General features: G+C 70.5%; 9 protein-coding genes. All 9 read left to right on the forward strand.

From position 1 onward, the window contains the following. Window positions 1-310 precede the first annotated feature (310 nt). The 9 genes from eccD to ABD345_RS28710 all read left to right on the forward strand — a co-directional run bounded on the left by eccD (window position 311) and on the right by ABD345_RS28710 (window position 11,326). Window positions 311-1,771 carry a type VII secretion integral membrane protein EccD gene (eccD, locus tag ABD345_RS28670; protein WP_344556148.1) on the forward strand — a complete coding sequence of 487 codons (1,461 nt, stop codon included), beginning with the start codon at window positions 311-313 and terminating at the stop codon, window positions 1,769-1,771. 90 nt (window positions 1,772-1,861) lie between these two features. Next, window positions 1,862-2,152 (forward strand): 30S ribosomal protein S15, encoded by a 291-nt coding sequence (rpsO, locus tag ABD345_RS28675; protein ID WP_030462697.1) that lies wholly within the window; start codon window positions 1,862-1,864, stop codon window positions 2,150-2,152. Between the two features lie 389 nt (window positions 2,153-2,541). Then, window positions 2,542-4,752, forward strand: coding sequence for a polyribonucleotide nucleotidyltransferase (locus ABD345_RS28680; RefSeq protein WP_344556150.1), 2,211 nt, complete (start codon window positions 2,542-2,544; stop codon window positions 4,750-4,752). A 102-nt stretch (window positions 4,753-4,854) separates the two neighbouring features. After that, on the forward strand, window positions 4,855-6,210 hold the full coding sequence (locus tag ABD345_RS28685; RefSeq protein WP_344556152.1) for a M16 family metallopeptidase: 1,356 nt from the start codon (window positions 4,855-4,857) through the stop codon (window positions 6,208-6,210). A 26-nt stretch (window positions 6,211-6,236) separates the two neighbouring features. Further along, window positions 6,237-6,983 carry a 4-hydroxy-tetrahydrodipicolinate reductase gene (gene dapB / locus ABD345_RS28690; protein WP_380274728.1) on the forward strand — a complete coding sequence of 249 codons (747 nt, stop codon included), beginning with the start codon at window positions 6,237-6,239 and terminating at the stop codon, window positions 6,981-6,983. Between the two features lies 1 nt (window position 6,984). Then, window positions 6,985-7,443, forward strand: coding sequence for a tetratricopeptide repeat protein (locus ABD345_RS28695; protein ID WP_344556155.1), 459 nt, complete (start codon window positions 6,985-6,987; stop codon window positions 7,441-7,443). A gap of 38 nt (window positions 7,444-7,481) precedes the next feature. Beyond that, window positions 7,482-8,267: an FAD-dependent thymidylate synthase gene (gene thyX, locus ABD345_RS28700; protein WP_344556157.1), complete on the forward strand. Its 786-nt coding sequence runs from the start codon at window positions 7,482-7,484 to the stop codon at window positions 8,265-8,267. Window positions 8,268-8,568: 301 nt separating this feature from the next. Beyond that, on the forward strand, window positions 8,569-9,468 hold the full coding sequence (gene dapA, locus ABD345_RS28705; RefSeq protein ID WP_344556159.1) for a 4-hydroxy-tetrahydrodipicolinate synthase: 900 nt from the start codon (window positions 8,569-8,571) through the stop codon (window positions 9,466-9,468). 172 nt (window positions 9,469-9,640) lie between these two features. Continuing rightward, window positions 9,641-11,326, forward strand: a complete 1,686-nt coding sequence (locus ABD345_RS28710; protein ID WP_344556160.1) for a ribonuclease J — start codon at window positions 9,641-9,643, stop codon at window positions 11,324-11,326. The last annotated feature ends 300 nt before the right edge of the window (window positions 11,327-11,626 follow it).

Raw genomic sequence — 11,626 nt, forward strand, 5'->3', positions numbered from 1 at the left:
GCTCCGCCGAACCGCAGGCGCGCGGGGCTTCGCGTCTTCGACCGCGGCCCCCGTACGCCGTGCGCAGGGGCCGATCCTACTGCGCACGCCAAGCAGTTCGTCCACGGGGTCGGATCGGGCCCCGGGCCGGGACTGATCCCCCGTCAGGGCGCCGCCCGGCCGGGGCCGCCCGGACCCCGCGTACACCACCCTTCCGCCGGGGGGTAAGGTGTCGCCGCGCCAACTCTCGTTCGGACCGTGACAGTTCCGGACCCGCTACGACGAGTGGTCAGCAGACTTGCCGACACAGCCAACGAGGGGGAGAGGGCCGGTGAGCAACAACGCAACGACCGGTTTTTGCCGGGTCACCGTGGTGGCTCCGGACAGCCGGATCGACGTAGCCCTGCCGGAGGACGTCCCGCTCGCGGACATCTATCCGGAAGTGCTGAGGCTCTCCGGGCAGACCCAGGTGGACGGAACGCCCACCGGCTTCCACCTGGTCCGCCGGGACGGCACCGTGCTGGACAGCGGGCTTCCGCTGGCCGCCCAACAGGTCCGCGACGGCGACCTGTTGAGCCTGCGCCCGTTCGCGGAGTCGCTGCCGCCGGCGGTCTACGACGACGTCGCGGACGCGATCGCCTCCGCCGTCGAGGCCGACCGCCGGTTCTGGAGCCCCGACCTGATGCGGGCCTTCGGCCTGATCGCGGGCACCGTGCTGCTCGCGCTACTGGCCTTCGCGCTCTGGTTCTCCGACCTGCGGCACGACATGTTCGGCCTGCCCGGCATCCTGGCCGGCGTCGCCGCGATCGTCCTGGTCACCTTCGCGGGCGTCCGCGCCCGGGTCTACGCCGACCACACCGCCGCCCTCGCCCTCGGCCTCGGCGCCCTGCCGCACGCCATGCTGGCGGGCTCCGGCATCGTCGACGTCCCGGACGGCGCCGGCCCCGGCCGACTGCAGTTCCTCGTCGGCTGCGTCACCGTGCTGGTGGTCTCCGTCCTGCTGGTCGGCCTGCTGCCGGAGAAGGACTCGGCGTTCGTCGCCTCCTCCTTCCTCGCCGCCGCGGGCACCCTGGCCACCTTCGCCGCCGTCCTGATGTCCGGCACCGCGATCACCGACATCGCCGCCGTCACCGGCGTCGCCGGCGTCGCCGCGGTCGGCTTCCTCCCCGCGCTCTCCGCCCGCTTCGCCCGACTGCCCGTCGGCTTCAGCGCCCCCGGCCAGACCCGCACCCGCGGCAGCGCCTACGGCGAGGAGGCCGGCAACGCCGAGACCGTCCAGTACGAGCGGATCGCCGCCCAGGCCCGCCGCGGCCACGAGGTGCTGGTCGGCCTGGTCGGCGGCGCCGCCGCCACCATCGTCGGCGCCTGCGCGGTGCTCGGCTTCAGCGACCGCACCTGGGCCGAACTGCTGGCCCTGGCGATCGGCGTCTCGACCATGCTGCGGGCCCGGCTGTTCCGCTACACCGCGCAGGTCTTCGCCCTGGTCATCTCCGGCCTGGCCGCGCTGGGCCTGCTGATCCTCGGCCTGTCCCTGCACACCCCGGTGCACCTGCTGATGGCCAAGCTCACCCACGAGGGCGGCGCCGACCTGCGCACCGTGTGGCTGGCCGCGTCCATCGCGGTCGGCGCCGCGGTGATGACCGCCATCGCGCTGATCGTCCCCCGCTCCGGGGTGTCCCCGTTCTGGGGCCGCATCCTGGACATGGTCGACAGCCTGATGCTGCTCGCCCTCATCCCGCTCGCGCTCGCCGTCCTCAACGTCTACAACGTGGTGCGCGGCGCGACGGGTTGATCGGCACTGCTACTGTTGTTCACGTCGAGTCTTGTCAGGTCCTGTGCCTCCTACCAGGGCCGCTCGGCCACCACACCGAAGGAGATGCCCGTGGCGCTCGCCGCTGACGTCAAGAAGCAGATCATCGCCGAGTTCGGCCAGAAGGAGGGCGACACCGGCTCCCCCGAGGTCCAGGTGGCCATGCTCTCCCGCCGGATCTCGGACCTGACCGAGCACCTCAAGTTCCACAAGCACGACCACCACTCGCGCCGCGGCCTGCTGATCCTGGTCGGCCAGCGCCGCCGCCTGCTGCAGTACCTGGCCAAGAAGGACATCGAGCGCTTCCGTACCCTGGTGGACCGCCTCGGCATCCGCCGCGGTGCCGCCGGCGGCGCCCGCTGACACCGCTCGTAGGGGCGGCTCCCCTCACCGGGGAGCCGCCCCTCGGCGCATTCCGCGCCACCCCGGGCAACCCTTTGACCACGCCCCGCGACGAAGCCGTCGGCGTAAAGCCGTGCTCGGTAGGGTGTGAATTTGTAAGGTAAAGGGCATGCCCGCCCTAGCGGGCCGAATCAAGGCCTCCAACGGAGGCCGCCCGCACCCCGCAGGAGCGTCCACACGCCGACCGCCGCGCGCCGAAAGGCGCCGGTCCTCGGTAGTGGCCGCCGGGAACCCCGCAGGACGGGGCACGACCCGGTGGCTTCGATCGAAGACCGGCCCAGCTGCCCGGGCCACGGCAGGCAAGCGCAGGGGCGCTCCTGGGGAGACGTACGAAAGAGGAGATCTTCCAGGTGGAAGAGAACGTTTTCTATGCCGAGGCCGTCATCGACAACGGCAGCTTCGGCACCCGCACCATCCGCTTCGAGACCGGCCGCCTGGCCCGTCAGGCCGCCGGCTCCGCCGTGGCCTACCTGGACGACGACACCATGGTGCTGTCGGCCACCAGCGCCTCGAAGCAGCCCAAGGAGCACTTCGACTTCTTCCCCCTCACGGTGGACGTCGAGGAGCGGATGTACGCCGCCGGCCGCATCCCCGGCTCGTTCTTCCGTCGTGAGGGCCGCCCCTCCGAGGACGCGATCCTGACCTGTCGCCTGATCGACCGCCCGCTGCGCCCGTCCTTCGTCAAGGGCCTGCGCAACGAGATCCAGGTCGTCGTGACGGTCATGGCGCTCAACCCCGACCACCTGTACGACGTGGTGGCCATCAACGCGGCCTCCGCCTCCACCCAGCTGGCCGGCCTGCCGTTCTCCGGCCCGATCGGCGGCGTCCGCGTCGCGCTGATCAACGGCCAGTGGGTGGCCTTCCCGACCCACTCCGAGCTGGAGTCGGCCGTCTTCGACATGGTCGTGGCCGGCCGGGCGCTGCCCGACGGCGACGTCGCGATCATGATGGTCGAGGCCGAGGCCACCGCGAAGACCATCCAGCTGGTCGAGGGCGGTGCCGAGGCGCCGACCGAGGAGGTCGTCGCCGCCGGCCTGGAGGCCGCCAAGCCGTTCATCAAGGTGCTGTGCGCCGCCCAGGCCCAGCTCGCCAAGCAGGCCGCCAAGCCGACCGGCGAGTTCCCGCGCTTCCTGGAGTACCAGGACGACGTGCTGGCCGCGCTGACCTCCGCCGTCAAGGACGAGCTCGCCAAGGCGCTCACCATCGCCGGCAAGCAGGAGCGCCAGAACGAGCTGGACCGGATCAAGGGCGTCGCCGCCGACAAGCTGCTCCCGGAGTTCGAGGGCCGCGAGAAGGAGATCAGCGCCGCCTACAACGCGCTGACCAAGAAGATCGTCCGCGAGCGCGTCATCAAGGACAAGGTCCGCATCGACGGCCGCGGCGTCACCGACATCCGCACCCTGGCCGCCGAGGTCGAGGCCATCCCGCGGGTGCACGGCTCGGCCCTGTTCGAGCGCGGCGAGACCCAGATCCTGGGCGTCACCACGCTGAACATGCTGCGCATGGAGCAGCAGCTCGACACGCTCTCCCCGGAGACCCGTCGCCGCTACATGCACAACTACAACTTCCCGCCGTACTCGGTCGGCGAGACCGGCCGCGTGGGCTCGCCCAAGCGCCGCGAGATCGGCCACGGCGCCCTCGCCGAGCGGGCGATCCTCCCGGTCCTGCCGACCCGCGAGGAGTTCCCCTACGCGATCCGCCAGGTCTCCGAGGCGCTGGGCTCCAACGGCTCCACCTCGATGGGCTCGGTCTGCGCGTCGACCATGTCGCTGCTGAACGCCGGTGTGCCGCTCAAGGCCCCCGTCGCCGGCATCGCGATGGGCCTGATCTCGCAGGAGATCGACGGTGAGACCCACTACGTGACCCTCACCGACATCCTCGGCGCCGAGGACGCGTACGGCGACATGGACTTCAAGGTCGCCGGCACCCGGAACTTCATCACCGCGCTGCAGCTCGACACCAAGCTCGACGGCATCCCGGCCTCGGTGCTGGCCGCCGCGCTGAAGCAGGCCAAGGACGCCCGCCTGCACATCCTCGACGTCATGAACGAGGCCATCGACGCGCCCGACGAGATGTCCCCGAACGCGCCGCGGATCATCACCATCAAGATCCCGGTGGACAAGATCGGCGAGGTCATCGGCCCCAAGGGCAAGATGATCAACCAGATCCAGGAGGACACCGGCGCGGACATCACCATCGAGGACGACGGCACCATCTACATCGGTGCGGTCGACGGCCCCTCGGCGGAGGCTGCCCGTTCGACGATCAATCAGATCGCCAACCCGACCATGCCGGAGGTCGGCGAGCGCTACCTGGGCACCGTGGTGAAGACCACCACCTTCGGTGCCTTCGTCTCGCTCATGCCGGGCAAGGACGGTCTGCTGCACATCTCGCAGATCCGCAAGCTGGCCGGCGGCAAGCGCGTCGAGAACGTCGAGGACGTGCTCGGCGTCGGCGCCAAGGTGCAGGTCGAGATCGCCGAGATCGACCCGCGCGGCAAGCTCTCGCTGATCCCGGTCGTCGAGGGCGAGGAGGGCGGCGAGGCCGCCGCCTCCGAGTGACCACCCCGTAGCACCCGCGGCCCGCACGCCCTTCCCGGCGCGTGCGGGCCGCACCCTGTTCGTGAAGTCCTGTTCGTGCAGCAGTAGTTGGAAGGAACACCCGTGGCCCAGGCCTCGGCGGCGAAGCAGCGCCCCGGAACCACCCGGACCCTGCTCAAGGGCACCGAAGGCGGCGCGGGCACCGTCCGCCGCACGGTCCTCCCCGGCGGCCTGCGGGTCGTCACCGAAACCCTCCCGACGGTGCGCAGCGCCACCTTCGGGATCTGGGTCGGCGTCGGCTCCCGCGACGAGACGCCCGTCCTCAACGGGGCCACCCACTACCTGGAGCACCTGCTCTTCAAGGGCACCGCCCGGCGCGACGCGCTGGAGATCTCCGCCGCGCTGGACGCGGTCGGCGGCGAGATGAACGCCTTCACCGCCAAGGAGAACACCTGCTACTACGCGCGGGTCCTGGACACCGACCTGCCGCTCGCCATCGACGTGGTCTGCGACATGCTGACCGGCTCGCTGGTCCGCCCCGAGGACGTGGAGTCCGAGCGCGGCGTCATCCTGGAAGAGATGGCGATGGCCGAGGACGACCCGGGCGACGTGGTGCACGACCTGTTCGCCAAGGTGATCTTCGGGGAGTCCCCGCTCGGCCGCCCCATCCTGGGCACCCAGGAGACCGTCACCGCGCTCACCCGCGACCAGATCGCCGGCTTCTACCAGCGCCGCTACAAGCCGGAGAACCTGGTGGTCGCCGCCGCCGGGAACCTCGACCACGCCAAGGTGGTCAAGCTGGTCCAGCAGGCGTTCGCGCCCGTCCTGGCCAAGTCCAAGGGCCACCCCGCCGAGGTCCGCCGCGGCGCCAAGGCCGTCCGCACCGCCGGACGGGCCGCCGTCCTCAACCGCCCCACCGAGCAGGCCCACCTGGTCCTCGGCCTCCCCGGCATCCCCCGTCACGACGAGCGCCGCTGGGCGCTCGGGGTGCTCAACGCGGCCCTCGGCGGCGGCATGAGCTCCCGGCTGTTCCAGGAGGTCCGGGAGAAGCGCGGCCTGGCGTACTCGGTGTACTCCTACTCCTCCTCGTACGCCGACACCGGCCTGTTCGGCATCTACGCGGGCTGCCAGCCCAAGCGGGTCGAGGAGGTGCTGAAGATCTGCCGCGCCGAGCTCGCCCGGGTGGTCGAGGAGGGCATCACCGAGGAGGAGCTGCGCCGCGCCATCGGCCAGATCTCCGGCTCCACCGTGCTCGGCATGGAGGACACCGGCTCGCTGATGAACCGGATCGGCAAGGCCGAACTCTCCTACGGCCACCACCTGTCGGTGGACGAGATGCTCGGGAAGATCGCCGCGGTGACCCTGGACGACGTGCACGCCGTCGCCCGTGATGTGCTGGGGGCGCACCGCCCCTCGCTCGCCCTGATCGGCCCGATCAACGACCGGCGGGCCGCCAAGCTCGCCGACCTGCTGGTCTGACCGACCGGCCTGAGAGGATGACTGACATGACGCTGCGCGTCGCCGTGATCGGCGCCAGGGGCCGGATCGGTTCGGAGGCCGTCAAGGCCGTCGAGGCCGCCGGGGACCTGGAGCTGGTGGCCGCCCTGGGCCGCGGCTCCGAGCTGACCGAACTCACCGAGGCCCGGGTCGACGTCGCCGTCGAACTCACCCACCCCGACTCGGTGATGGGCAACCTCGACTACTGCCTGAGCAACGGCATCCACGTGGTCACCGGCACCACCGGCTGGACCGAGGAGCGCCTGGAGACCGTCCGCGGCCTGCTCGCGAAGGCCCCCGAGCTGGGCCTGCTGATCGCCCCGAACTTCTCCATCGGCGCGATCCTCGGGATGAAGTTCTCCCAGCTGGCCGCCCGGTACTTCGAGTCCGTCGAGGTGATCGAGCTCCACCACGACAACAAGGCGGACGCCCCCTCCGGCACCGCCACCCGCACCGCCCAGCTGATCGCCGCCGCCCGCACCGAGGCCGGCCTGCCCCCGCAGCACGACCCGACCACCCACGGCCTGCCCGGCGCCCGCGGCGCCGACGTGGACGGCGTCCCGGTGCACGCGGTGCGGCTGCGCGGCCTGCTGGCCCACCAGCAGGTGATGTTCGGCGACACCGGCGAGACCCTGACGATCCGTCACGACTCCACGCACCACAGCAGCTTCATGCCCGGCATCCTGCTCGGTGCGCGGAAGATCGCCGACCACCCGGGCCTCACCTTCGGCCTGGAACACTTCCTGGACCTGTGAGATGACGTCCCGCACCGGATTCTTCGTCCTCTCCGGCGTCCTGCTGCTGGTCAGCCTGGTCTGCGTCGGCGAGGGCGTCCAACTGGTCGCCACCGGGAAGCCGCTGGGCATCGGAATCGGCCTGTGCGCCTTCGTCATCCCGGTGATCGGCGTCTGGTTCCTCGTCCAGACCGTCCGCTTCGGCCGGGCCAGCGAGCGGCTCGCCCGCGAACTGGAGGCCGAGGGCGGCCTGCCCGTCGACGAGTTGAAGCGCAGCACCGGCGGCCGGATCGACCGCGCCTCCGCCGACGCGGTGTTCACCCGCCGCAAGGCCGAGGCCGAGGCCGACCCCGCCGACTGGCGCAACTTCTTCCGGCTGGCCGTCGCGTACGCCGACGCGGGCGACGTGCCGCGGGCCCGCAAGGCCATGCAGCACGCCATCAAGCTGCACGGGGCCGGCACGCCCACCGCCGTAGACTGACCCGTACTCCCCTCCAGACCCCCTCAGGACGTTCTCCCATGCGCGCAGTAGAACCCCAGGTCCACCTGATCGCCCGCCCCGAGCTCGACTACGACGAGGTCGCCGCCTACCTGCAGGACGTCGGCGGCGAGAGCTGGCTGGAGCGGGTCGACCGCGGCGACCTGGACGACGCCCAGAACCTCGCCGAGTTCGCCGGCCGGATCTGCTACCGCTCCTGGAAGCCGGGTCTCAACCCGAACGTCACCAAGGTCCGCACCGACCAGGACGTCTACCTGAAGAACATCCTGGCCAGCGCGCACGGCTCGGTGCTGGAGCACGTCTCCTTCTCCTTCGTGCTGCACAACGTCAGCCGGGTGGTCACCCACGAGCTGGTCCGGCACCGGGCCGGCGTCGCGGTCTCCCAGGAGTCGCTGCGCTTCGTCCGCCTCGACGACATCCCGTTCTGGTTCCCCGAGTGGGCCAAGCAGGACGAGGCGCTGATGTCCCGGGCGACCGGCCTGATGAAGGAGATCGAGGAGTTCCAGCACTGGATGGCCGACCACTTCGGGCTGGACGAGGAGGGCGTGCCGTTCCACGAGAAGAAGGAGAAGACCTCCTTCATGCGCCGCTTCGCCCCCGAGGGCCTGGCCACCGGACTGGTCTGGACGGCCAACGTCCGCACCCTGCGGCACGTGATCGAGAACCGCACCGCGCCGGGCGCCGAGGAGGAGATCCGGCTGCTGTTCGGCAAGATCGGCGAGCTGATGGTCAAGGAGGCCCCGTCGCTGTTCGGCGACTACACCGTCGAGAACGGCGCCTGGGTGCCGGGCTGGCGCAAGGTCTGACCGAGCGGCCCGCGGGCCCGGGCCGTCCTCACCCGTGCGGCCTTCGGCCGGAGCCCCCGGAACGCCCGCTGACCTGCGCCGACGGGCAGACGGGCGGACTGTCCGGCATGTCTGGATTGCGGCTTTCTCAGCCGCTCCATACGCTCAGGACACGGATTCCGGTGCTGCGTGAACCCCCGAGCGCGCAGCACCGGAATCCCATGTCCGGCCCGGGTTCCGGCCCCCCTCCCGACCCTCCGCCCTGTCCAAACCCTGGACCTGCGTGGCTACCGACCACCGCCCTACGAGTAGCTTTGGACCCATGGCTCCGACCTCCACACCGCAGACGCCCTTCGGCCGGGTCCTGACCGCGATGGTCACCCCGTTCACCCCCGAGGGCGAGCTCGACCTCGACGGCGCCCAGCGCCTCGCCGCCCACCTGGTGGACTCCGGCAACGACGGTCTGGTGCTCAACGGCACCACCGGCGAATCGCCCACCACCACCGACGCGGAGAAGGCCCGACTGGTACGGGCCGTGGTCGAGGCGGTCGGGGACCGCGCCCACGTCATCAGCGGGGTCGGCACCAACGACACCCACCACAGCGTCGAACTCGCCCGCCAGGCCCGGGACGCCGGCGCGCACGGCCTGCTCGCCGTCACCCCCTACTACAGCAAGCCCCCGCAGGAGGGCCTGTACCGGCACAACGTCGCCATCGCCGACGCCACCGACCTGCCGGTCATGCTGTACGACATCCCCGGCCGGTCCGGTGTCGCCCTCGAAGCCGACACCCTGGTCCGCCTCGGCGAGCACCCCCGGATCGTCGCCAACAAGGACGCCAAGGGCGACGTCGCCGCCGCCGCCCACGCCATCGCCCGGGCCGACCTCGCCTGGTACTCCGGCGACGACGTGCTGACCCTGCCGCTGCTCTCGGTCGGAGCCGTCGGCGTGGTCAGCGTGGTCGGCCACGTGGCCGCCGCCGAGATCCGCACCATGATCGAAGCCTTCACCACCGGCGACACCGCCAAGGCGCTCGCCGTCCACCAGTCCCTGCTGCCGGTCTACACCGGAATCTTCCGCACCCAGGGAGTCATCCTCGCCAAGGCGGCGTTGAACCTGCAGGGACACCCGGCCGGCCCGCTCCGACTCCCCCTGGTCCCCGCCACGGAGGCGGAGACCGCCCGGTTGAAGGAGGATCTCGCCGCCGGCGGGGTACACCTGTAACCAACAACGGACGTGCGCGCCCCCGGCTCGCCGGACCCACCCGGGTCCGCCGCTGGACCGGGACCGCAGGCGCGCGGCACATCGGCAGTCAGGTAACCACGATGGACGCACGCCATATGCAGCCGGGGGAGGAACCCCCCGGGCATATGGCGTGCGTCGTGAGGAGAGTCTTTTGAGCCACCCGCACCCCGAACTCGGCGCGCCCCCCGCACTCAAGGAAGGCGCCCTCCGCATCACCCCGCTCGGCGGTCTCGGCGAGATCGGCCGCAACATGACGGTCCTGGAGTACGGCGGCCGGATCCTGATCGTCGACTGCGGCGTGCTCTTCCCCGAGGACGAGCAGCCCGGCGTCGACCTGATCCTCCCCGACTTCAGCTACATCCGGGACCGCCTCGACAAGATCGACGGCATCATCCTGACCCACGGCCACGAGGACCACATCGGTGCCGTGCCCTACCTGCTCCGGGAGAACCCGGACATCCCGCTGATCGGTTCGAAGCTCACCCTCGCCCTGATCGAGGCCAAGCTCGCCGAGCACCGCATCCACCCCTACGTCCTGGAGGTCGTGGAGGGCGACCGCGAGCGGATCGGCCCCTTCGACTGCCAGTTCATCGCGGTCAACCACTCCATCCCGGACGCCCTCGCGGTCGCCGTCCGCACCCCCGCGGGCATGGTCGTCGCCACCGGTGACTTCAAGATGGACCAGCTCCCGCTGGACGGCCGGCTCACCGACCTCCCGGCCTTCGCCAAGCTGGCCGAGGAGGGCATCGACCTCCTCCTGGTGGACTCCACCAACGCCGAGGTCCCCGGCTTCATCCCGCACGAGCGCGACATCTCGGCGGCCCTGCGCAACGTCTTCGCCAACGCGGACAAGCGCATCATCGTCGCCTCCTTCGCCAGCCACGTGCACCGCATCCAGCAGGTCCTGGACGCCGCGCACGAGTACAAGCGCAAGGTCGCCTTCGTCGGCCGCTCGATGGTCCGCAACATGGGCATCGCCCGCGAACTCGGCTACCTGAAGGTCCCCGGCAACCTGCTCGTCGACGTCAAGACCCTCGACGACCTCCCCGACAAGGAGGTGGTGCTGATCTGCACCGGCTCCCAGGGCGAGCCGATGGCCGCGCTCTCCCGGATGGCCAACCGCGACCACCAGATCCGCATCGTCGAGGGCGACACCGTCGTCCTCGCCTCCTCGCTGATCCCCGGCAACGAGAACGCCGTCTACCGCGTCATCAACGGCCTCACCCGCTGGGGCGCCAAGGTCGTCCACAAGGGCAACGCCAAGGTGCACGTCTCCGGCCACGCCTCGGCCGGCGAGCTCCTGTACTTCTTCAACATCTGCAAGCCCAAGAACCTGATGCCGGTCCACGGCGAATGGCGACACCTGCGCGCCGCCGCCGACCTCGGCATCGCCACCGGCATCCCGCGCAACCGCGTGGTCATCGCCGAGGACGGCGTCTGCGTCGACCTGGAGAAGGGCGTCGCCCGGATCGTCGGCAAGGTCCGGGCCGGCTACGTCTACGTGGACGGCTCCTCGGTCGGCGACATCACCGAGGCTTCGCTCAAGGACCGCCGCATCCTCGGCGAGGAGGGCTTCATCTCCGTCTTCGTGGTGGTCGACTCCACCAACGGCAAGATGGTGAGCGGCCCGACCATCCAGGCCCGCGGCTCCGGCATCGAGGACGGCGCGTTCACCTCGATCGCGGGCAAGCTGGAGGAGGCCCTGACCCGCTCCGCCGGCGAAGGCGTCCTGGAGGTCCGTCAGGTCCAGCAGCTGGTCCGCCGGATCATCGGCAAGTGGGTCGCGGACAACTACCGCCGCCGCCCGATGATCCTCCCGGTCGTCGTCGAGGTCTGATCCCACGACCCGATTTGACCTGGGGCAGCCCGGTGCGTAATGTTCTCCGGGTTGCCCCACGGTCGTGCGGCTTCGCTCCGAAATCGAATTCGTTCGAATCGGGGCGGGGAAAACAGGCCGAGAAACTCTGATAGAGTCAGGGAGCGCCGAAAGGCAAAAGTGAATCGGATCGAATGAAACTCCGGAAAACGGAGCGGAAAACCTCTGATAAGCTTGAAACACGAAAGAACGAAGGCCCGGAGGGTCCGCAGGAATGCGGCTCGAAGGAAGCATCCGTTCCTTGAGAACTCAACAGCGTGC

It is taken from the genome of Kitasatospora saccharophila, from assembly GCF_039529925.1.
GTDB classification, from domain to species: domain Bacteria; phylum Actinomycetota; class Actinomycetes; order Streptomycetales; family Streptomycetaceae; genus Kitasatospora; species Kitasatospora saccharophila.